The organism is Bifidobacterium aerophilum (genome assembly GCF_010667685.1).
Lineage (GTDB): Bacteria > Actinomycetota > Actinomycetes > Actinomycetales > Bifidobacteriaceae > Bifidobacterium > Bifidobacterium aerophilum.
Window position 1 is genome coordinate 31049 of sequence record NZ_WHZW01000015.1, and the last position, 23016, is coordinate 54064.

16 protein-coding genes, 2 pseudogenes and 1 riboswitch are annotated in these 23016 nt (G+C 64.2%); of the genes and pseudogenes, 5 read left to right on the forward strand and 13 right to left on the reverse strand.

The window, feature by feature from the left end:
* Window positions 1-5: 5 nt before the first annotated feature.
* From dnaX to GFD25_RS08015, 12 genes and pseudogenes are all read right to left on the reverse strand, one after another.
* Entirely contained in the window at window positions 6-2837 is a 2832-nt protein-coding gene (gene dnaX / locus GFD25_RS07965) for a DNA polymerase III subunit gamma/tau (RefSeq protein WP_163231656.1), read from the reverse strand.
* 307 nt (window positions 2838-3144) lie between these two features.
* The gene (locus GFD25_RS07970) at window positions 3145-3993 is read right to left on the reverse strand and encodes an ABC transporter ATP-binding protein (protein ID WP_204314829.1); all 849 of its coding nucleotides are present in this window, start codon (window positions 3991-3993) and stop codon (window positions 3145-3147) included.
* A gap of 51 nt (window positions 3994-4044) precedes the next feature.
* Window positions 4045-5154, reverse strand: coding sequence for a taurine ABC transporter substrate-binding protein (locus GFD25_RS07975; protein WP_163231658.1), 1110 nt, complete (start codon window positions 5152-5154; stop codon window positions 4045-4047).
* A gap of 110 nt (window positions 5155-5264) precedes the next feature.
* A complete protein-coding gene (locus GFD25_RS07980; RefSeq protein WP_204314830.1) occupies window positions 5265-6206 on the reverse strand; it encodes an ABC transporter permease in 942 nt (313 codons plus the stop codon).
* A gap of 115 nt (window positions 6207-6321) precedes the next feature.
* Window positions 6322-7473: an iron-containing alcohol dehydrogenase family protein gene (locus tag GFD25_RS07985; RefSeq protein ID WP_204314831.1), complete on the reverse strand. Its 1152-nt coding sequence runs from the start codon at window positions 7471-7473 to the stop codon at window positions 6322-6324.
* 218 nt (window positions 7474-7691) lie between these two features.
* A complete protein-coding gene (locus tag GFD25_RS07990; protein WP_163231660.1) occupies window positions 7692-9053 on the reverse strand; it encodes an aminotransferase class III-fold pyridoxal phosphate-dependent enzyme in 1362 nt (453 codons plus the stop codon).
* A gap of 329 nt (window positions 9054-9382) precedes the next feature.
* Window positions 9383-10633, reverse strand: coding sequence for a PucR family transcriptional regulator (locus GFD25_RS07995; RefSeq protein ID WP_163231662.1), 1251 nt, complete (start codon window positions 10631-10633; stop codon window positions 9383-9385).
* A gap of 15 nt (window positions 10634-10648) precedes the next feature.
* Window positions 10649-11368 carry a sulfite exporter TauE/SafE family protein gene (locus GFD25_RS08000; protein WP_163231664.1) on the reverse strand — a complete coding sequence of 240 codons (720 nt, stop codon included), beginning with the start codon at window positions 11366-11368 and terminating at the stop codon, window positions 10649-10651.
* 765 nt (window positions 11369-12133) lie between these two features.
* Window positions 12134-13981 (reverse strand): ABC transporter ATP-binding protein, encoded by a 1848-nt coding sequence (locus GFD25_RS08005; protein ID WP_204314833.1) that lies wholly within the window; start codon window positions 13979-13981, stop codon window positions 12134-12136.
* Window positions 13982-14064: 83 nt separating this feature from the next.
* Window positions 14065-14850 (reverse strand): annotated as a pseudogene (locus GFD25_RS12565) (ABC transporter ATP-binding protein); the annotation flags it as partial.
* A 207-nt stretch (window positions 14851-15057) separates the two neighbouring features.
* Window positions 15058-15873, reverse strand: a pseudogene (locus tag GFD25_RS12570) (ABC transporter permease); the annotation flags it as partial.
* Window positions 15874-16108: 235 nt separating this feature from the next.
* The gene (locus GFD25_RS08015; protein WP_163231670.1) at window positions 16109-16597 is read right to left on the reverse strand and encodes a MarR family winged helix-turn-helix transcriptional regulator; all 489 of its coding nucleotides are present in this window, start codon (window positions 16595-16597) and stop codon (window positions 16109-16111) included.
* Between the two features lie 325 nt (window positions 16598-16922).
* Here GFD25_RS08015 and GFD25_RS12030 point away from each other — a divergent pair, with 325 nt between their 5' ends.
* Together GFD25_RS12030 and GFD25_RS08020 are read left to right on the forward strand one after the other, a co-directional pair.
* Window positions 16923-17063: a hypothetical protein gene (locus GFD25_RS12030; protein WP_204314832.1), complete on the forward strand. Its 141-nt coding sequence runs from the start codon at window positions 16923-16925 to the stop codon at window positions 17061-17063.
* Between the two features lie 115 nt (window positions 17064-17178).
* Window positions 17179-19284 (forward strand): zinc-dependent peptidase, encoded by a 2106-nt coding sequence (locus GFD25_RS08020; RefSeq protein WP_163231672.1) that lies wholly within the window; start codon window positions 17179-17181, stop codon window positions 19282-19284.
* 119 nt (window positions 19285-19403) lie between these two features.
* Here the strand turns inward: GFD25_RS08020 and GFD25_RS08025 are convergent, their stop codons facing one another.
* Window positions 19404-20369 (reverse strand): aldo/keto reductase, encoded by a 966-nt coding sequence (locus GFD25_RS08025; protein ID WP_163231674.1) that lies wholly within the window; start codon window positions 20367-20369, stop codon window positions 19404-19406.
* Between the two features lie 112 nt (window positions 20370-20481).
* A riboswitch (TPP riboswitch) is annotated at window positions 20482-20585 on the forward strand.
* Between the two features lie 241 nt (window positions 20586-20826).
* Between GFD25_RS08025 and thiS the strand changes: the two genes are divergently transcribed.
* From thiS to GFD25_RS08040, 3 genes are all read left to right on the forward strand, one after another.
* Complete coding sequence (gene thiS, locus GFD25_RS08030) at window positions 20827-21021, forward strand: sulfur carrier protein ThiS (protein WP_163231676.1); 195 nt, start codon at window positions 20827-20829, stop codon at window positions 21019-21021.
* An 80-nt stretch (window positions 21022-21101) separates the two neighbouring features.
* The gene (gene thiF / locus GFD25_RS08035) at window positions 21102-21827 is read left to right on the forward strand and encodes a sulfur carrier protein ThiS adenylyltransferase ThiF (RefSeq protein ID WP_163231678.1); all 726 of its coding nucleotides are present in this window, start codon (window positions 21102-21104) and stop codon (window positions 21825-21827) included.
* 43 nt (window positions 21828-21870) lie between these two features.
* Complete coding sequence (locus GFD25_RS08040; RefSeq protein WP_163231680.1) at window positions 21871-22752, forward strand: thiazole synthase; 882 nt, start codon at window positions 21871-21873, stop codon at window positions 22750-22752.
* Window positions 22753-23016: the final 264 nt, after the last annotated feature.

Sequence of the window (23016 nt, forward strand, 5' to 3'; positions counted from 1 at the left end):
GCGTGCTACTCCTCGTGCTTGGTGTTGCGGGCGATGTTGCGCGGGTTCTTCGGGTCGTCGGCCTTGAACTCCTCGACCTTCTTGACCTCGAAGAACTTCTTGAGCTCGTCGACGTCCATCGCGGTCACGCTGCCGAGCGATTCGTCGTCCATCGAGTACTCGTCCTCGTCCGGGTCGACCTGCGGCGCGGCGGGAGCGCCGTCGGCTGCCGTCATGCCGGCGCCGAAGCCCGCCGGGACGCCGTTTGCGCCGGACGAACCGGCCGCACCCAACGGGTGACCCCACGGATCGACCTGCGCGGCCGGCTGCTGATATCCGGACGCAGCCGAACGGGCCGGAGTGGCCGAAGGCTGATGGAACGTCGGGATGGGCTGTTGCGCCGCCCACGGGTCATCGTCAGGCGGGGCGACGTCGGGCAGCGGGATCGACTGGTCCCATGGATCGGCGGATGCGGGGCGCGACGAAGGCGCCGCGTTCCCGACTCCCGCGGACGGACCGTTCGGACGGGTTGCGGGCATGGGTTGATTCCACGGATCGGAACCCGGCTGTACGGCTTGTGCCGCGACAGACTGTCCGGATGGCTGAGGCGCGACGATCGGCGCGGACGGCTGCGCCCATGGATCGACGTCGTCGCTAGGATCCGGCACGGCGACATGCTTGTGATGCTGTTCCAGATTCCCGTTACCGGCATGATCGTCGTGGACCGGCAGCGGATGCACGGTGCCGTCCGGTTGCGCCCACGGATCGGAGTCGGGAGCCTGAACATCGACGGCCTGCGTGTCACCGGATCGGGTGGCGCCACCGGTCGGCGTCGCCCACGGATCGGCATCGTCGGCCGGCGCGACGGAACCGGCTCGATGAACCTCGTCATCGTCCGTCTTGGCGGACGCCTCGGACGAACCGGCATCGCCGCTTTCGCGTTCGCCGGACTCGACGGAAGTCGCCGAGGACGCGGATTCGGCCGCGGTTTTCGCAACGGCCGCACGCAGGCTCTCCTGCAGGAGCTGCGCCTTGACCTTCTGCTGCTGGTCCTGCGGCAGCTTGCTGAACGGGGGCGCGACGCTGCCGTCGGCCATTTTGTTGGTCGGCGCGATGGTCACGTTTTCGCCGAACAGCCTGTGGACCTCGCTGCGCACGATGGCGACCACGTTCGTGGTGCCGTCCACGGCCTCGTCGGCCACGGCGAGCGCAAAGGCGTATTTGCTCAGGGACTTGTCGAACTTGAGCCACAGGCGCTGATGGCCGGCATGGGCTTGATCTGCGGAGAGCAGGATCTTCGGCACCTTGGTGCGGTTCACGTAGCGTTGCACGTCGGCGGGAAGGGCCGCGACCAGGGCGTCCCACTTCTGGTCCGGGGTACGGGTGTCATCGGGAGCAGGGGCTTGCGGCGCCGGATTGGCTTGCGGAGTGGTCGCTTCCTGGACCCCCTCAGTCGCGCTGCGCGCGCCAGCCCCCCCTGTCAGGGGGCGCAGCGGTTCGGCATGACTCGGCGATTCCACGGTCGGACCTCCGGTCGCAGGCTGACCGGGGGCGCGGCCACCCGACGACGCTTGGGAATCGGCTTGGGCGCTCTGGTTGCGGGCCGAACCCGCGAAACCTGAGGACTGCTGGTTGCGCTTGGCGCCGGCGAAACCGGTGGACGCGCCCCCGGCCGCGTTGCGCGAACCGGAATCCCCGGCCGAGGGGACCGAGGATCCGCCGGTCTCGCCCGTCGGAATCGTCGCAAATCCGGATTCCGCACCGGCGAGTAGTCGCGCGGCGAGCAGTTCCAGTCGCATGCGCGGCGAAATCGCGCCGGTCATCGAACCCAGCGTCGTGTTGATCGTGTCGGCCATCGCGGTCAGCGCGCCCAGTCCGAGCGCCGACGCCTGCCGCTGCAAATCGGCCATGTTCTCGCCTTCGGCGGTGTCCGACATCACCGTTTCCGCACGTTCGCCGGCCAACAGCAGCACCAGCAGGTCACGCACGCGGGCGAGCAGATCCTCCACGAACCGCCGCGGGTCGAATCCGCCGACCACGACCTTCTGGATCACGCCGTACAGAGCCTCGCCGTCGCGGTCGATCACCGCGTCGACGGCCTCGCCGATCAACGCCTCCGGGGTGAAGCCGAGCAGCGCCACCACGGAATCGTGCGAGATCACGCCGTCCACGGAGCCGACCATCAACTGGTCCAATACCGAAAGCGTGTCACGCACCGAGCCGCCGCCCGCACGCATCGCAAGCTTCAAGACGCCGGCTTCCGGCTTGATATGTTCCTTCTCGCAGATCGTCTCCAGGTACGGCCCCATGATCTCCTGCGGGACCAGGCGGAACGGGTAGTGGTGGGTGCGCGAGCGGATCGTGCCGATCACCTTGTCCGGCTCGGTCGTCGCGAAGATGAACATGACGTGTTCCGGCGGCTCCTCCACGATCTTGAGCAGCGCGTTGAAGCCCTGCTGCGTGACCATGTGCGCCTCGTCGAGGATGAAGATCTTGTACCGGTCGCGGGCGGGCGCGAATCCGGCGCGTTCGCGCAGTTCGCGGGCGTCGTCCACGCCGTTGTGGCTGGCCGCGTCGATCTCGACCACGTCGATCGAACCGGGACCGCCGGTGGCGAGGTCGCGGCACGAGTCGCATTCGCCGCACGGGTGCGAGGTCGGGCCCTTCGCGCAGTTGATGCACCGGGCGAGGATGCGCGCGGAGCTGGTCTTGCCGCAGCCGCGCGGGCCGGAGAACAGGTAGGCATGGGTGAGCTTGCCCGCGTCGAGCGCGCGCATCAGCGGGATCGTGACCTGATCCTGTCCGATGACCCCGTCGAAGGTGTCCGGTCGATAACGTCGATACAGTGCAAGTGCCATGCCCACCAACCTACCGCAAGCCGGGTATCCGACCCGCGCGGCCCGATCTCAGGCAGCCGTAACCGAGTCCACGTTCCATCATCGTGACTCAGTAACGGTCTTATTGTCCGACGATAACGACCGTAATCGAACCGTGGACCAGTCACATGGACTCAGTAACGGCCTGATTCCGTCCGGAAACGACCATATCCGACTCCCACTCCGTTACGTGGACTCAGTTACGGTCATCCACTCGACGATAACGACCGTACCTGAGTCACGAAGATGAGATACGAACTCAATTACGGCCGCCCGTCACCGCACCGGCCTACTCCTGATCGTCCTGCACGTAGATGGCCTGCGTGATCCGCTCGCGCAGCTCCGTGAACTCGGGCATCGCGCGCACCTTGTCCATGTTGTCAGGGTCGTCCGGATCGCGCGGCAGGGTGATCGGGATGTCCATCTTCACGGTGCCCGGGTGCGCGCTCATCACGATCACGCGGGTGGCGAGGAAGATCGCCTCGTCCACGCTGTGCGTGATGAAGAACACGGTGCTGTGCTTTTCGCGCCAGATGCGCAGCAGCTCGTTCTGCAGCTTCTCGCGGGTGAGCGCGTCCAGCGCGCCGTACGGCTCGTCCATCAGGATCAGATCCGGTTCGGTGGCGAGCACGCGCGCGATCTGCGCACGCTGCTGCATGCCGCCGGACAGTTCGTACGGCCGCCGGTCCGCCGCCGACGTCAGCCCCACCAGGTCGAGGAAATGATCGGCCTTCTCCTTGCGCTTGCCCGCCGGCACGCCCTGCATCTTCATGCCGAACTCGACGTTCTTGCGCACGGTGAGCCACGGGTACAGCGGCGGCTTCTGGAACACGACGCCGCGCTTCGGGCTCGGCCCGTTGATCGCCACACCGCCCGACACGAGTTCGCCGTCGGTCGGCTTCTCGAATCCGGCGAGCATGTTGAGCAGCGTCGTCTTGCCGCAGCCGGACCGGCCGACCACGCAGATGAAGTCGTGCTTGTTGATCGTCAGGTTGATGTCGTGCAGCGCGGTGACCTCGTCGCCCTGCTGGGTCACGAACCGCTTGTTGACGCCGCGGATGTCGACCGCGACGCCTTGGTCGTCCATCGACTTCTTCTCGGTCAGCTCGCCCCAGGTGAGTCCGTTGTTGTCAGCCATGATCAGGTCCTTTCGTGTGAAAGTCGTATTGCGCCGGTGTACCGCAGTCCGTTATTCCTTCGCCACCGCGTCGATCGCGTCGGTGTACAGCACGCTCGAGTAGTCGCCGCTCACGGTGTCGAGGCTGCCCTGCGTCTTGAGGAATTCGGCGGTGGCCTTGAAGATGCCGGGCAGCTGGCCGTGGAAGATGTCGCTCTGGTCCTTGGCCTGCGGGTACGTGTAGCCGGCGAACTGCTGCTTGACGTCGTCAACCGAGTTGCCGAGGATCGTGGAGATCGATTCGGCGGAGGATGCCTCGTCGCTGGAGATCAGTCCGGTCGCGTAATTCTCGACCGCGGTCCACGTTTCCATCACGTCCGGGTTGGCCTTGATGAACGCGTCGGTCGCGAGTTCCATGTCGTAGGTCGCGGATCCGGTTTTCGCGGTCGCCGCGCTTGACGTGACGATCGTTCCGCCGTCGGCCTTGAGCGTGCTCAGGACCGGATCCCACACCCACGCCGCGTCGATCTCGCCGCGCGTCCACGCGGCCGACATCTTGTCCGGGTCGAGGTTGATCAGGTGCACGCTTGTCTCGTTCATGCCGGCGTTGTGCAGCGCGGACAGCAGCGAGAAGTGCGAGGTCGAGCCGAACGGCACGGCGATGTTCTTGCCGGCGAGGTCCTTGATGGACTGGTAGTCGCCGCCGCGCGCGACGAGCGATTCCGCGTCGCCGATGATGTCGTGGATCCAGACGACCTTGACCGGCAGGTTGAGCGGGGCGGATGCGGCGCGCACGGCCGGCGACGATCCGGCCAGGCCGATGTCGAGCGAATTCGAGCCGAACGCCTGGATGACGTCGCCGCCGGAGTTGAACTGACTCCACTGGATCGTCGCGTTCGGCAGGCAGGCTTCGAGCAGTCCCTTGTCCTTGACGATCAGGTCGGCGTTCGGGATGGCCTGCCATGCGATGCGCACGGTGCCGGTGAACTTCTCGTTCTTGGCCGATTCGACCGGACATGCGGTGACGGTCGCGCCGGACGTGTTGCCGACGAGTTCGTCGGCGGTCGGCATTTTCGCGCAGGCTGTGACGCCGGTCAGCGTCGCGCCGGCGAGCAGCGCGGCCGCGGCTCGGCGGATGACGGTACGTCGTGTGGCGGCGGAGGTACGTACGTTCTCGTTCATCATGGTTCCTCTCTACGTTCGCTCGGGTTGCGTTCGCCTAGGTTACGTTCACTCAGACCGACCGGATACGCGGCAGCCGGATACGCGGCAGCCGGATACGCGGCAGCCGGTTATTCCTTGCCGACCCACGGCGTCACCAGATGCGTGATGCCGAGGATGAGCCAGTCGAGCAGCAGCGCGGCGATGCCGATCACGAAAATGCAGGCGATGGTCAGCGGCGTGTTCAGTTCGGTGCCGGACAGGTACGCGAGCGCGCCGATGCCAGGGATGCCGTTGTTGAGTTCGGCCGCGACGACGGTGGTCCAAGCGAAGCCGACCGCGAGGCGGATGCCGTTCATGATGGACGGCAGCGCGCTCGGGAACACGACGAACAGGAACGCCTTGGGCCGCGATGCGCCGAGCGAGAGCGCCGAGTTGACGCGGTCGCGGTTCACGCCGTTGATGCCGTCCACCGTGGCGAGCACGATCGGCGGGAACGCGGCGAGGAACAGCAGCCAGATCTTCGTGGTGTCGCCGATGCCGAACCAGACGATGAGCAGGCCGATGTAGCCGAGCGGCGGCAGGGCGCGGATGAAGTTGATGTACGGCAGGACGATGCGGTTGAGCCAGCCGATTTCAGCGAGGATGAAGCCGACGAGCACGCCGACGGCGATGCCGAGCAGCATGCCGATGCCGATGCGTTCGAGGCTGACGACCAGATGCTGCCACAGGAAGTACTGCTGTTCGCCGCACACGATGCGTGACGAGCCTTCCGAGGCCGGGCGGCAGCTGTTCGCTTCGACGAACGCGTCCCACACGGCCTTGGGGCCGGGCAGGTACAGCGAGTTGATGAGGTTCGCGGAGGTCGCACCCCACCAGACCGCGATCAGCAGCACGAGCGAGATGACCGGCTGGATTTTCTTCGACTGCATCCAGGCCGGCATCGGCTTGCGCTTGGCGGTTTTCTCGCTTTCCACGATCGCGGTGCCGGCGATCGCGGTGCCTGCCACGACCGGCGTATCCGGCGTCGTGGCCGTGCCGTCCGACGCGGTCGACGTTGTCTTTTCGCTCATGATCGTTCCTCTCTACATTCGCGTTGCCTTAGGTTTACGGCCGGCAACCGCCCGTTCGATTACGCAACGCGACCCGAATCGCTAACATCCCGTTTCCGTTGCGTTACGTAGTCGCTCAGTCCGTCGCCGCGAGGTGTTCGTACATGTCGCGCAGCATGTCGTCGGTGATCTCGACCGGGTTGTTGTACAGGTTCGGGTGCCGGCTGATGCGTACCAGATCGTCGATCTGCGATTCGGTCAGCTGCAGGTCCTTGAGTCCGGTACGCAGTCCGGTCTTGACTTTCAGATCGTGGATCGCGTCGGCCATCGCGTCGACGTCGTCGAATCCGATCGCCCGCGCGAACTCCTGCACGCGGCCGTGCTGCGCGTCCGCGTTGATTCTTGCGAACCAGTCGAGCGTCAGTCCGCAGGCCTCGCCGTGCGGGATCCCGTGGATGTTGGTCAGCGGGAACGAGCAGGCGTGCGACGACGTGGTCTTCGGCAGCGTGAACGCGAGTCCGGCGATCACCGACGCCTCGCACATCTTCTGCCGCGCTTCGGCGTTGTCCGGCTCGGCCACGGCGATCGGCAGGTATTTGAAGACGAGCGGCGCGGCGTGGATCGCGCACGCGTCGCAGATCGGCTGGTGGCCCTTGCTCCAGTAGCCTTCGATCGCCTGGCTGAGCACGTCCATGCCGCAGGACGCGGTGACGTGCGGCGGGACGGAGTACGTCAGTTCGGGGTCGATGATCGCGACGGACGGGAAGAATCCGTCGGAGACGATCGGCGCCTTCTTGCCGAGCGCACGGTTGGTGAGCACGGAAACGCAGGTGACCTCGCTGCCGGTGCCGGCGGTGGTCGGCACGGCGATCAGCGGCAGATGGTCGAGCGGCATCGGCTTGCCGGTGCCGTGATAGTCGGCGATCGAATCGTTCGTCAACGCGATGCTGGCCGCGGCTTTCGCGAGATCCATCGCACTGCCGCCGCCCATCGCGACGACGAACCTGAGGTGCTTCTCGCGGATGATCGCGGCGGCCGCGTCGACCTCGGTCACGTCCGGGTTCGGCGAGAATGCGGAGAAGACCTCGGCAAGCGCGCCGTCGGATTCCTTGACGAGCCGGGCGGCCGTGCCGTCGTGCACGAAATGGTCGGATGTGACGAGCAGGCCGCCTTCGGTCAGGCCCAGGTCCGCTGCGACGTCCTTGATCTCGCGCACGCGGCCGTTGCCGAAGCGGATCGCGACCGGCTGCTCATAATCCCACAGCATGATGTGTTTCCTTTCTTCCATCCTCTGCTCCCCCTATCAAGGGAGCGATCCCGTATCCGCTACGTCCGCCGCATGTACCACGGCTGCGCCCCCTATCAGGGGGAGCTGTCAGCCTTGGCTGACTGAGGGGGTTCGAACGTGACGGCATTGACCCCCTCAGTCTGCTTCACAGCCAGCTCCCCCTGGCAGGAGGCGCAAGTGACTATGGCAGAACGGCCGAGAGCCTAGGCCGTCATCGTTCAGTCGCAGAAGTTCTCGTCCACCCAGGTGAGCACCTCGTCCACCTTCGGCAGTTCGGCCTTGAGCTCCTCTGCGGTGATCGTCAGCGGCGGGCAGATGTTCACGTTCGTCTCGCGGCCGAACGTGAGGAATCCCTTGTCCTTGAGCGCGCCCATGATCTTGCCCATCACCGGGTTCGCGGTGTGGTACGGGCTCATCAGCTCGCGCGTCTCCTTGTTCTTGACGATCGTCATCGCGGCGAACAGGCCGATGCAGCGGGACTCGCCCACGCACTTGTGCTTGGCTTCCATCTCTTCGAGGAACGGCTTCAGGATGCCTTCCATCTCCATGACGTGCCCGGCGATGTCGTGCTCGACGTAGTAGTTCACGGCGGCGACGCCCGCGGCGCAGGCCAGCGTGTGGCCGGAGTAGGTCAGGCCGCACTGCAGGACGTGGTCGGTGAAGTAGTCGGAGACCTTCTTGGAGACGACCACGCCGCCGAGCGGCACGTAGCCGCAGGTGACGCCCTTCGCGAACGTGAAGATGTCGGGCTTGATGTCGAAGTTCTGCCACGCGAACATCTTGCCGGTGCGGCACCAGCCGGCCATGACCTCGTCGCAGATCATGAGGATGCCGTACTTGTCGCACAGCGCGCGCACGCCTTCCATGTAACCGTCCGGCGGCAGGATCACGCCGTTCGCGCCGACGATCGACTCCATGAGGATCGCGGCCACGTTGTCCGGGTTCTCGTAGATGAGCTGGTCTTCGAGGCGCTTGAGGTACAGCGCGGTGACCTTGGCGTCGTCCTTGCCGCGTTCGAAGCCGTCCTCGTACATGTTCGGGTTCATGAAGTGCACGAAGCTCGGGGCCGCACCGCCCGCCTCGGAGGCGAAGCGACGCCAGTCGCCGGACGCGAACGAGGCGCCAAGGGTGGAGCCGTGGTAGGAGCGGTAGCAGCTGAAGATCTTCTCGCGGCCGGTCACCATACGGGCCATCTTGATCGCGTTCTCGTTGGAGTCGGCGCCGCCGTTGGTGAAGAACACGCGCTGGTAGAAGTCGGGGCCGGCGAGGTCGACGATCATCTTGGCGAGCTTCGACTTCGGTTCGGACGCGTAGGCGGGGGCCATGAAGCACATCTTGTCGGCCTGGTCCTTGATCGCGTCCACGATTTCGGGCAGTTCGTGGCCGAGGTTGGAGCACACGAGCAGCGACGACATGTCGGCGTACTTGTTGCCGTCGTAGTCGTACACGTAGATGCCCTTGGCGGACTTGACTGGCATGACCGGCTCGCCCTGCTTGTGCCACGACTGCATCACGTATTCGCGGTGCAGTTCGGCCACTTCGTCGCCGGTCAGTTCCTTGGTCGCCAGTGATTCGCTCATCGTCTCGTCCTTTCGGTTGCGGCCGTTGGAGCGTTCGGACGTTCAGTGCGTTCGGTGCGGTTGCGGCCGGTTGGTGATGCCGGATGGATGAGACGGAAACGTGCGCTATGTGTGCACGATACACAATCGAAACATTTCCCGCGAGTTATGCACGGTGATTGTTGCGACGGTCATCCGTTCGGCAACTGCCCGAAATCCTTGTGGATTCCGTGATTGCTTTGCAGTCTACGAGCGAATGATCGTCCGATCTATATTGTGCGACCTAAACCTGATTGTGCTCCGGCACAATCGACGGTCAGCGTTGGCCGGCGGCGGTCAGGCCAGCCGTATCAGCAGTCGAGGATCTCGCGCACCTGCAGCCCGACCGACAGGAACTCGCGCGTGCGGAAATCGGACAGGTTCACGCCGAGGATGTCCTCGATCTTGTTGAGCTGGTAGCTCACCGTGTTGCGGTGCACGAACAGCCGTTCCGCGGTCTCCTTGACCGAACCGGAGAATTGGAAGTACGTGCGCAGCGTCTCGGTCAGTTCGGTGCCGTTGACGCGGTCGTATTCGACGAGCGGGCCGATGCTGTCGCGATAGTAGTCGTCGAGGATGTCGCGGTCGGCGATGGCGAGCAGCAGTTTGTCGACGCCGGAATTGTCGTACAGCGCGACTTCACCGGCACGGTTGCGCAAGTGTTGCAAACGTTCGAGTTTAAGGGCCTGATGATAGCTTTTGCCGATGCACCGCGCGGATTTCGTCACCTTGCCGACGCCGATGTACGTGCGGTCGAGCGTCGCGTCGCGCTGACGGATGGCCGCGATCATCTCACGTACCATCATCTCGACCTGTTCGACCGTGTACCTCGCGAAGACCAGCACCAGCCGGTCCTCGATGTGTACGACGGCCACGCGCCACTGGTTGCGGGTGACCAATGATTCGATCTCGCGCGTGTATTGCGCGATGCGGTCGACATCATGCCGTTTGCGGGTCGATTCGCCGGACGGTTTGCCTGATTGGCCGCCGGGCTGCCCACTGGACTGGGCACCGTCGGTTTCTTCGTCCGGCTCGGCGCACGCGCTGAACACGGCCACGCAATAGTTCCAGTCCTTGCCGAAACCGGACTGTTCGAGATACTCGAGATACATCTCCTCACGATCGGGGTGGAAGATCGCGTTCTCGAGCGCGGCGGCAAGTTCCATGCTGTGCTTCTCGCTCATGGTGATCGCGAGGCTGAAACTGTGCATGATCTGCGCCATGTGCACGCTCCACGGCACCTTGAACAGCGGAAAATCATGCTCGTCGCAGAAGCGGATCGCGTCCGGGCTGATCTGGTGGATGAACGGGCCGATGTTCACCACCGCCGCCGACGCGCCGGAGTCGTACGCGCTTTTCAGCAATCCCGGCAGATCCTCCTGCGTCTCCAATCCGATGCCGGTCGTGAACGTGACCTCTTGGCCTTCGAGGAAGCCCGCGATCTCCTCGTTCTCGACCATGTGCACCCAGCGCACGGGCCGTTCGAGGCCATTACGCCCGGCCACAAGCGTCAGATCATGGTCGTTGGCCTGTTCCACCAGCTCCTTGAGCCGAACCGTCATCGGGAATCCTCCTTGTCACAGCACGATCGACGCGCCGGAGATCACCAGCAGTATATACGTCAGTACCAAGAACGCATGTTGGCTGACGTGTTTCTGCAAACGGTTCCCGATGATGATCGCCACGATCAGCGGCGGGACCGCGAACGCGCTGAGTACAAGCGTATGCGGCGTCATCGCGCCGGATGCGCCCTGCTCGACGGCCATGAGCGAGTTGAGCGCGACCCATACGCACGCCATCGTCGCACGGAACTCGTTCTTGTCCTTGAGCGTGGCGGTCGCGTAGATCACGAGCAGCGCGCCGCCGGAGATGAACATGCCGTGGATCACGCCGGCGGCGAGCGCGATGACGACGAGCAGCCAGCGCGGCGGATCGGTGCGGCTGGGGCGCAGCAGGTTTTTCAGGGCGATCACGATGATGAACAGGCCGTAGGCTTTTTGCAGCGGCGCGACCGGAAGCGCGGCGTACAGGGCGATGCCGGCGACCATGCCGACGGCCATGAGTCCGACCATTTCGCCGAGGATGCGCCAGCGGATGTGCGCGCGATGCTGGATGCCGAGCCACAGGCATGCGAGCAGGGTGGTGAGGTTGAGGACGACTTTGGCGGCGTCGGTGCCGAGCAGCAGCATCGAAAACGGCATGGCCAGCACGGTGCCGGCGAATCCGGTGATCGCTTGGATCACGTTCGCAAGGAACAGCACGACCAAAAACAGCGCGTCGCGCATCGTCTCGCTCATCGGCACCTCCGTATCGTCGACCCGTTGACCGGCATATCGGCACCACCGCCGCCAGCCCGGTAGATGCGCTTACGATACAGCCCCGATACGGCCGCCATGTAACGCCGGCGGACCGGCCGCGACGACAGCGGAATCGCGCTTCGCGAGGCATCATGCTCGCGCACAGTATCAGGATCGCGCCGCCGCGCCGCAATTTTGGAATCACGCGCGGCGCCGCAATTTCGGAGTCACGCTTCGCGCGATGCCGTGTTGTTGGCGGCGCCGCCGCGCCGCGGTACCCCACCCGGCGCTTCGCGCCACCCTCCCCTCAAAGGGGAGGGAAATCCATGACTTTCGACGCTTTACGGCGCCCTACTACACCCCCTGTCGGAAAAGGGATCGTCGCATTTCTCGATCTTCGGGTTCTCTCTCCCCTGCCGAAAAAGGGATCGACAAAAAGGGATCGTCCCCTTCCCCGATCTTTGAGCTCTTCCCTCCCCTTTGAGGGGCGCGTGCTGCGTGCTGTTTTTGCGTTCAATATGCACTCCCTCCCCTATCAGGGGAGGGTGGCGGCGTAGCCGCCGGGTGGGGTACCGCGGCGCAAGCCGCCAACAACACAGCATCGCCCGTGCCAAAAGCACGGGCGATTCCGTTCCGGCGAGCGTGCAGCGGACACTCCGTCAGCTGGTGAGCGTAGCTCGTTGGATAACGCGTGTGTCCGCAGTGCCGGGCGAGGTGCAGACGTATGTGATACTTCAAACCTCGCACGGTGCTGCGGACACTCCGTTATCCGACGAGCGTGAATTGGCTGTTGTAGAGGTCGGCGTAGAACCCTCCCGCCGCGAGGAGTTCGTCGTGGGTGCCGCGCTCGATCACGTCGCCGTGGTTCATGACAAGGATCATGTCGGCGTCGCGGATGGTGGACAGGCGGTGCGCGATGACGAAGCTCGTGCGGCCGACGGTGAGCGCGTCCATCGCCTTCTGGATGAGCTCTTCCGTTCGCGTGTCAACGGACGAGGTCGCTTCATCCAGGATGAGGATCGGCGCGTCCTGCACCATGGCGCGGGCGATGGTGAGCAGCTGCTTCTGGCCGGCCGACAGCGACGTGTTCTCGTCGAGCACCGTGTCGTATCCGTCGGGCAGGGACTGGATGTAGTGGTCCAGTCCGACCGCGCGGCATGCTTCGCGGATCTGCTCGTCGGTCACGCCGGCCTTAGAGTACGCGATGTTCTCGCGCACGGTGCCGTGGAACACCCAGGTGTCCTGCAGGACCATGGAGAACTGGTCGTGCACGTTCCAGCGCGGCACGGACTTGGTGTCCACGCCGTCGATGGTGATGCGGCCGCCGGCGATCTCGTAGAAACGCATGAGCAGGTTGACCATCGTGGTTTTGCCGGCGCCGGTCGGTCCGACGATCGCGACTTTCTGCCCGGCCTTGACGCTTGCGGAGAAGTCGTTGATGATCGGCTTGCCCGGCTCGTATTCGAAGCGGACGTGGTCGAACGTGACGTCGCCGCGCACCGGCGCGCCCGTACCGTCTGCACGATCCGTGCCGAGCAGCGCCGGCTTGTCGGATTCGTCGGCCATTTCGGGCTCTTCGAGGAAGCCGAACACGCGCTCGGATGCGGCCGCGCACCGCTGCAGGTTCTGGAATGCCTGCGCGAACTGGGACAGCGGCTGCGTGAACAGGCGGATGTACATCATGAACGCGACGATGACGCCGAATTCGATCTGCCCGTCCATGGCGAGCGCCGCGCCGACGACGCACACGACGACGTATCCGAAGTTGCCGACGAACTGCATGAGCGGCATCATGAGGCCGGACAGGAACTGCGATTTCCAGCCGGAATCATACAGGTCGGCGTTGTACTTTTCGAAGCGGCGGATCGCGTCGGCTTCGCCGTTGTACGCCTTGACGATGATGTGTCCGGAGTACATTTCCTCGACGTGTCCGTTGACGTCGCCGAGCGCGACCTGCTGGCGCGTGAAGTACCGTTGCGAGGCCGCCATGATGGCGCCCATGAGCACGAGTCCGACGAGGCTGGAGCCGATGGCGCACAGGGCCATGATCCAGTTGTTCCAGAACATCATGACGAGCGCGCCGACGAACAGCGTGATGGAGGTGATGAGCGAGCCGAGCGACTGGCCGAGGGTCTGGCCGATCGCGTCGACGTCGTTGGTGATGCGGCTGAGCACGTCGCCGTAGCTGACCTTGTCGAAGTAGCCGAGCGGCAGTTTGTTGATTTTCACGCTGATCGCCTCGCGCAGTTCCTGTGCGGTGCGTTGCGTGATGTCCGCCATCAGCCAGCTTTGCAGGTAGCTGAGGATCGCGTAGCCGACGTACAGCGCGACGAGCAGCCAGCCGATGCGGGCGACCGCGTCGAGGTCGATCGAGTTCATGACCGGCTTGCCGTTGACGAGCGCGGGCAGCCCTTTGGTGATCTCGTTGGTCATGTCCTTGAGCTTGTCCGGTCCGACGATCTGGCAGATCGTGCCGGCCGCGCCGAGTACGAGCGCGATGATGATGGCGGGGATGTACTTGCGGCAGAATCGCACGAGCTTGCCCATGCTGACGCCGAAATCCTGCGGCTTTTCAACGACGCCGCCTGCGGGGCCGTGTGGCCCGCGACCCATCGGACGATTCGTTGGTCCTGGCATGATAGAAGTCCTTTCAAGTCAATCCCGGTCCTTGGCGGAAGGATCCGAGAAAACGATGGTCACGCGGTCAGCTCGGTTTTGCTGAGCTGGGATTCGGCGATCTGGCGGTAGACGTCGCAGTTGTCGAGCAGTTCGCGGTGCGTGCCCTGGCCGACGACCTTGCCGTCGTCGAGCACGACGATGCGGTCGGCGTTCATGATGGTGCCGATGCGCTGTGCGACGATGAGTTTGGTCGCGCCCTTGGCGTGTTCGGAGAGCGCGTCGCGCACCGCGCGGTCGGTCTTGAAATCGAGCGCGCTGAACGAGTCGTCGAATATCAGGATTTCCGGATCGCGGTAGACGGCGCGCGCGATCGACAGGCGCTGCTTCTGGCCGCCGGACACGTTCGAGCCGCCCTGCGCGATGGCCGCGTCGAATCCGTCGTCCATGCGGTCGACGAATTCCGTCGCCTGTGCGACGTCTGCCGCTTCGCGTACGCGTTCGGCCGATGCGATACCGGCGGTATCGTTCGACGGAACGTCCCCGCCGGCGTGCGCATCGTCGCCGTAACTGATGTTGGACGAGACGGTGCCTTTGAACAGTACGGATTTCTGCGGCACATAGCCGATCGTGTCGCGCAGTGCGGCGAGATCCCAGTCGCGCACGTCCACGCCGTCGACGAGCACCTGTCCGGAGGAGACGTCGTAGAAACGCGGCACGAGGTTGATCAGCGACGTCTTGCCGGAGCCGGTGGCGCCGATGAACGCGACGGTCTGGCCACGATCGGCCGTAAACGAGACGTGTTCGAGGATCGGCTCGCGCGAGTCGGGATAGGCGAAGCTCACGTCGCGGAATTCGACCGTTCCGGTCCGTCCGCGGCCGAGTCGCGCCACGTCGGCGGCCGTGTCGTGGCCGTCGGTCACCAGCGGCTCGGTGTCGAGTACCTCAAGTACGCGCTGCGCGGACACGTCGGCGCGGGGCCAGAGCACGAACACCATGCTCATGAGCAGGAAGCTCATGATGACCTGGACCGAATAGCTGGAGAACACGACCATGTTCGAGAACACGGTGAGCTTGTCCATCGCCTCGGCGGCGTTGATCAGGGAGGCGCCGATCCAGTAGACGGCGAGCATGAGGCCGTTCATCACGGTGTTCATCAGCGGCATCATCACGGCCATCGCGCGGTTGGTGAACAGCTGCGTGTCGGTGAGTTCCTTGTTGGCCTTGGTGAACTTGGCCTCCTGATAGTCCTCGGCGTTGTATGCGCGAACCACGCGCAGGCCGGTGAGGTTTTCACGTGAAACAAGGTTGATGTTGTCGGTCAGGCGCTGCATCGCCTTGAATTTCGGCATGACGAGAGCCATGAGCACGACGATGGAGACCAGCAGCACGACGACCGCGACGGCGGTGGCGAGCGTCCATTCGACACCGTCGCCGGCGATCTTCATGATCGCCCAGACGGCCATGATCGGCGACTTGACGATCATCTGCAAGCCCATGGTGATGAACATCTGGATCTGCGTGATGTCGTTGGTCGAGCGCGTAATGAGGCTGGCGGTCGAGAACCGGCTCATTTCGGCCGGACCGAAGGATTCCACCTTGGCGAATTCAAGCGAGCGCAGACGCTGTCCGAAGCTGGCGGCGATGCGCGCCGCGATGAATCCGGTCACGACCGCGCAGGCGACCGAGCCGAGCGAGACGAGCAACATCTTGCCGCCGGCGATCCAGATGTCGCGCATCTCGCTGCCCGGCGTTTCGACAAGCGTGGTGATGTCGGACATATAGTCGGGCAGTTCGAGATCGAACCAGACCTGGCCGACGATGGCCACCAGCGCGATGAGCATCTGCCCTATCTCCGCTTTGGAGAGGTATTTCATGATGCGAAGCATCGGATTCCCCTTTGCGTTGTGTTGGATTGTTTGCGATGACGTTGGATAGCAGCCAAGCCATCAATTAGTTTCTACTATCAAATTACTTACAATGTAAGATATTACATATGATTCTGCGTGTTTCCTGAGAACGCAATCACCGTGGCGGAAGACGCTCACTCAAGGAACCCAAACAAGCGCTTCCGCCACGCATGGATGAACCGACGCCATCGAGAACGCGACGGTCGCACCAAGACTAGGCGTCGGCCTTGGCCGCTTCGAACGCCTTGCGCACTTCCTCCGGCGTCGGACGCGGCTTGCCGGGCTGGCAGATCGACAGGTAGGTCACGAACTCACACGACAGGTCCACGAACTCGCGGGTACGCCGCTCCCCCATCTGCGAGAAGATCCAGCAGATCGCGTCACGGGCCTCCTGCATGTCCTTGCGGCCGCGCTCGCGCCCCTCGTCGGTCAGGTTCACCAGCACCACGCGGCGATCGTCGGGATCGACCTCGCGCGTGATCAGGCCTTTCTTCTCCATTGCCGCCAGCAGCGTCGAGATGCGACCGGACGTCGCGTTGAGCGCGGCCGCCAGCTGAGACGGGGTCATCGTGCCGTGATGGGCGAGCTGGCGGATGGCGAACATCTCGCCCTGCGCGCCGCGCGACAGCTCGCGCTGCATGTCCGAGCGATGACACCACGCGGTGCGCCACAGCTCATCGACGGCCTCCTGTTCGAATCCCATCGGCCACACCTTTCCACACGGCCCACATGTGCACCTTGCGCACGCAACGACATTGATATTATCTTACAGTGTAAACATTTATAAACGCACGTGAACGCGCACCCGAGCAGAGACACCCCGAACCGCAATCAATAGGGCAAAAAGCGAACAAAACATGCCATTTTGCCCGACTTTGGCATCCAACACGCCGCAAAACTGTGACCCACGTCACACAATCTCATGTGATCGTTCACATTATGACCATCTGAATGTATGTTGGAATTACCGACACAGAAGACGGCGGAGAAAGAAAGCCACTGGGGGAATCCTAAAGAAGGGAAACATCATGGGACGCAACGTTTGCAGCATTATGGGATGCAGTCACGAAGCCATCGATTCGGGCATGTGCTCGGCGCATTTCACCGCGGCGCTGGTGCACGGCACGATCCAGTATGCGGGCAACCGTCCGCGCCCGGCGTGCCACTGAGTTAACAACATCGAACTTCGTCACACATAACAGAAACAATCTCGCCCTAGCGTGTGAATGGTTAGCGATAATCCGGCGTTATGGGAACGCCGTCGCCGACACGCTAGGGGGAAGTATGAAACCAGGGTTCGCAACCCGTCTCGCCCGCGCCGCAACCGGTGCGCTGGCCGCACTGGCATGCTGCGTGGCACTGCCCACGTTCACCGCGAACGCGCAGAACGCCGAAGGCCCGACCTATCAGGCCGCGGCCGACGGCACCGTGCCCGCCCAATCCACGGACGGCCCGCAGGTCACCAAGGTGCGCCTGCTCAAGGAAGGCACCTTCCTTGAAGTGCACTGGAACGAATACGTCGACGAGACGCAGGCCGTCAACGTCGACAACTTCACGCTGACCAACGGCGGCAAGACCGTCACATTGCGCCCGAAGGCCAACGACGGCGTGACCGACACCTACTACTTCGACAAGGACAACAAGGAAGTCGCGGCCGAGAGCGGCAAGCTCATGCAGTACCTCGACCCGTCGATCCACATGTCGAACATCGCCTACTCCGGCACCATCGACCCGACCAAGCCGATCACGCTGACGATCAAGGGCTCGGCCATCAAGGACAACGCCGGAAAGGCCGCGCAAAACGCCACGTACACGAACGTGCCGGTCACCAGCTACTACACGAAGACGATCACCACCAAGGCCGGCATCGTCGTCAAGTCCGACGACGGCGTATCCGACAAGGCGCTGCAGAAAACCGCCGAACTGGTCGACGCCGAACTCAACGACGGCGACGACAACGGCATCGCGCAGGAAATGGTCAAGCAGGGCAACTCGGTGGCCGTCTACGGCGACCACGAGATCCCGCAGATGATCCCCGAACAGCGCTACCTGTTCGACAAGACCATGTACGCGGCCGAAGGCTACGGCGGTTACCTGGGCGACGGATTCGTCTCGTCCATCTCCGAAAAGAACGTGCTGCGCACCACCGGCGACCCCGATCCGGCCAAGAACACGGCCTACACGGACGAAAGCGTGCTGATCCACGAGTTCGGCCACGCCATCAAGCTCGGCGGCCTCGACCAGATGCCCGACCAGACGCTCGCCAACACGTTCTACAAGGCCTACGCGCACGCCAAGGAGACCGGCCTGTGGGCCAACACCTACGCCTATCAGAACTCCGACGAGTTCTTCGCCACGATGGCCACCATCTGGTTCAACGTGATGAGCGAAAGCTACTACGGCGACTACGACGGCACCCGCAGCCCGATCAACACGCGCGACGAACTCAAGGCCTACGATCCGCAGACCTACGAGGCGCTGTCGCAGATCTTCCCGGCCACGACCCTGCCCTCGCCGTGGGAGTCCACGCCGAACAAGTACGGTCTCGACCTGGCCAAGACCCAGCCGCCTGTGCATGACGCGGCCGCCGCGACCAACCCGGACCTCAAGAACGACCTGTTCCAGATCTTCTCCGACCATTCCGCCGACCGCGGCGACGTCTACTATCTGGAACGCCTGACCTCCGCCCCGGGCGGCGGCGAGCTCGATCTGGCGACCGTGTGGGGCGCCGCCAACGATCTCGACAATTCGCTCGACTCGTGGAACGTCGTCAAGGTCTCCGATGACACGTACGCGTTCGCCAGCGCCGTCACCGACTCCCAGCCGCAGCAGCGCGGCCTGACCGCGAACGCGGACGGCACGGTCACCGTGGCCGGCCACGCGTTCGACGCCAGCGATCCGGCTCAGCAGTGGCACTGGTACGTCAACGAATCCAGCAGCGACCCGTACGACGGCTATCTCGTGAACGTCAAGTACGGCAAGGCGCTGACCCCGGACGGCAATCCGTTCAACGGCAACCTCCTCGTGATCCGCGACATCGACTCGCACACGCTCGCGTGGAGCCTGCGCGACCTGACCCAGTCGATCACCGCGAACAACCGCGAGGGCCTGTTCGTGGTGCCGACCGCCAAGATGCCGACCACCAACCCCGGTCAGGACGGTTCGAACGAGGGCGACGGCTCGCATGACAACGCCGGTCAGGGCGGCTCCGACAAGGGCAACGCGGGCAAGCCGTCTGCAGGCAAGCCGACCTCCGGCAAGGGAGGCGCGACTGCCGCCGCAGACGGCAAGATCGCCGATACCGGCGCGACCGTCAACACCGCGTTCGCGATGATGTCGCTGCTGCTCGCCGCCGGCGTGGGCCTCGCGCTCACCAGGCAGCTGCACTGACCGACACCGGTGACCGGCTGATCGCGTCACCGAAATCCGCGTGGGCCCGCTTCCGAATCATCGTTCGGAGGCGGGCCCACGCTTACCTGTTATCTATCTCTGATCTCAGGATGCCGACGTTACGCGGGCAGTGCGGCGAGTTCCTCGTCGCTCAGGCGCAACTCGGTCGCGGCGAAGGAATCGTCGATCTCATGCGGATTGCGGGCACTGGGAATCGTGAACAGCCGGTCGTAACGGGTCAGTTCCCACGCGAGTACGACGCGCTGGTAGGAGACGCCGCGGGCCGCGGCGACCTTGCGGAACGGGTCGTAGGCGGCTTGGTCGAACGGGTCGAGGAACCCGCCGAGCGGCGACCAGCAGACGAAATCAAGCCCGAGTTCCGCGCAGCGTTCCATCGTATGTTCCGGATCCGGATGGGACGGGGAGAACTGGTTCTGCACGGCGATCAGCGCATCGCCGAGAATCGCGCGAGCCGTGTCGATCTGCGTATTGTCGACGCGCGAGATGCCGGCGTACCGGATCACGCCCTCGTCGAGCAACGTCTTGAGCGCGCCGATCTGGTCCTCATACGGCACGGCCGGATCGGGTCCATGCGAGTACAGCAGGTCGAGGGCGTCGACGCCGAGCCGTAGCGCGGATTCCTTGGCGTCGCGGATCATCGTCTCCGGCCGCGAATCGGCCATCCATCCGTACCGGCTACCGGCGGCCTGCAGATGCTGGCGTGCCGGATCGTGCGGCGCCATGCTGATCGTGCGCCGATACCCGGTTTTCGTGGCGACGAGCACCTCGTCGCGCGGGCCGTTCCAGCCGGCGAGCGCGTCGCGTACCAGCCGTTCTCCGTATCCGAAATCCTCGGGAGCGCCGGTGCCGTCGGCTCCGGGAGCGGTCGGCAGATAGTACGACCACGCAGTGTCCAGATAGCGGACGCCAGCGTCCAGCGCGGCACGGATCGTGCCGATCGCCGTCTCGCGATCCGGGCGGCCTTCGATGGCCAGCGCCATCGTGCCCATGCCGATGCGCGGAATGCGGAATCCCGCGAATTCCACGGTGTTCGAGAACCCAACCGAGTGCTGCAATGCCGTCATGATTCCATGATCGGGCGAACCCATGACCGTCCGACCGTCCGCCCGACGCGACGACATGTCCAAACGACGAACCTCCGGCGGCGCATGTCTCGCCCCCGGCCCTATGATGGATCTGCAACCGAACGGGAGCCCGGATGGGCTGAGAGGAAGTCGCGAACTTCGACCGTCAACTTGATGCGGGTAATGCCGCCGTAAGGAAACGGGTTGTTCCGCCGCAGCGATGCAGGCGGTTTCGCGAACTTCCGCATAGCTTTTCCGTCGTTTCCGTATCCGTCTTGGACGTCGGCCGCGCGCAGACTCGTCACTGCCGCGCCGCCAGCGATTCCTCCGACGGTTCGCGCGCATGACAACTGAAAAACAACTAGTGATGCTTTAAGGGTCATGAAGGGGCGCACCACCTCATAGGGTACGGCTGCTTCAGCGACCCTTTTTTCATACGGACAGGAAGGGGACATCCATGATCGTCAACGGTCAGGAGGAACAGATCGCCACGCCGATCAGCGTGACCGACCTCATCAAGGCGAAGGGCTTCGTGCCCGAGCGCGTCGCCGTCGAGGTGAACGGCGAGATCGTGCCGCGCGCCAAGCGCGCCGAAACCACGCTCAAGGGCACCGACACCGTCGAAATCGTCACGTTCGTGCAGGGCGGATGATGTTGCGAAGCCTTACGGCTTCGCAACATCATCCCCAACCCACGTCTCAACCCAAACCAACGAAACTTTGGAGGCATCATATGCCGATCCCAGCAGGATTCACCCCATCCGCCACCGAGACGCAGACGGCCGCCCGTCAGGCCGCGTTCGACGCCGTGCCCGACCCGACGACGCTGGTCAGCCGCCATGAGATCCGCGACGCGCTGATCGAACGCCATACCGCGGCCGTGCAGGACAAGCTTGACGCCGCGCACGTCGCCATCGCCGGCTGCGGCGGCCTCGGCTCGACCGTCGCGGTCGCGCTGACCCGCATCGGCGTCGGCCATCTGCACCTGGTCGACTTCGACCGCGTCGACATGACCAATCTCAACCGTCAGCAGTATTTCCTCAAGGACGTCGGCCAGTACAAGACCGAGGCTCTCAAGGCGAACCTCGCGCAGATCAACCCATTCGTCGACGTGCGCATCGACACGGTCAAGGTCACCGACGACAACGTCGTCGACCTGTTCGGCGACGCGGACATCATCTGCGAGGCGTTCGACGTTCCGGAGAACAAGACGCTGCTCGTCAACGCGGTGCTCGAACAGCTGCCGAACACCAGGCTCGTGTCGGCGTCGGGCATGGCCGGTTTCCGCAGCTCGAACCTGATCTCGACCCGCCGCGTGTCGAAGAACTTCTACTTCTGCGGCGACGGAGAGACCGCCCCGAAGCCGGGTGCGGGCCTGATGGCGCCCCGTGTGGGCGTCGTCGCGTGCAGTGAGGCGAACATGATCACGCGGCTCATCCTCGGCGAAGAGGACGCGTAAGGATCCGCGACCATCCGTCCGGATCCCAAGGAAAGGAGTATCCATGACCACCACCGAACCCACGCTCGACGAACTCGTCGGCACCGCCACGAACACCGCGCTGCTGCCGGAGCCGGACGCGCACGCCTACGATGCGATCGCGACCGGCGACGCCGATCCGCTCATCCTCGGCGGACACAAGTTCACGAGCCGGTTCATTCTCGGTTCGGGCCGTTACGACCTGAACCTCATCAAGGCCACGATCGAGAACGCGGGCACGCAGATCGTCACGATGGCGCTGCGCCGCTGCCGCACCACCGAGAACAACCTGCTCGACTACATCCCCAAGGGCATCACGATGCTGCCGAACACGTCGGGCGCGCGCAACGCGGAGGAGGCGGTGCGCATCGCGCGGCTCGCCCGTGAGGTGTGCCAGACCGATTTCGTGAAGGTCGAGATCGAGCATGAGACGAAGTACCTGCTGCCGGACAACGCGGAGACGATCCGCGCGACCGAGATGCTCGCGAAGGAAGGGTTCGTGGTGATGCCGTACATGTTCCCGGATCCGATCGCGGCGCGGCAGCTGGAGGATGCGGGCGCGGCGTGCGTGATGCCGCTCGGCTCGCTGATCGGCTCGAACAAGGGCCTGCGCATGCGCGACTTCATCGAGGTGATCATTGCCAACGCGCACGTGCCGGTCATCATCGACGCGGGCATCGGCCGGCCGAGCCAGGCCGCCGAGGCGATGGAGATGGGCGCGGACGCGGTGATGGCGTACACGGCGATCGCCTCCGCGGGCAACATCCCGCTGATGGCGCGCGCGTTCAAGCACGCGATCGAGGCCGGCCGCGAGGCGTACCTGTCCGGACTCGGCACCGTGACCGAAGGCCACGCCGTGCCGTCCAGCCCGACCAACGCCGCCGACTACCTCTCCCCCAGCAAGTAAATCGTCCGGGTGGCTTCCGTCATCCGTCGCCGGCCATAACTGAATCCACGTTGAACATTCCCGACTCAATCATGGCCGCCGTTTTCTCCATACAGACCGTAACCGAGTCCGCGATCATCACACTCGACTCAGTTACGGTCTTTTCCGTTCCCACGACGACCGTAACTGAGTCCACAGCCAACATTTCGTCCCGTGTACGGTCGTTATCAGACAAAAAACGGCCGTAAGTGAGTCCGCCATGTGCGGCATGGACTCACTTACGGC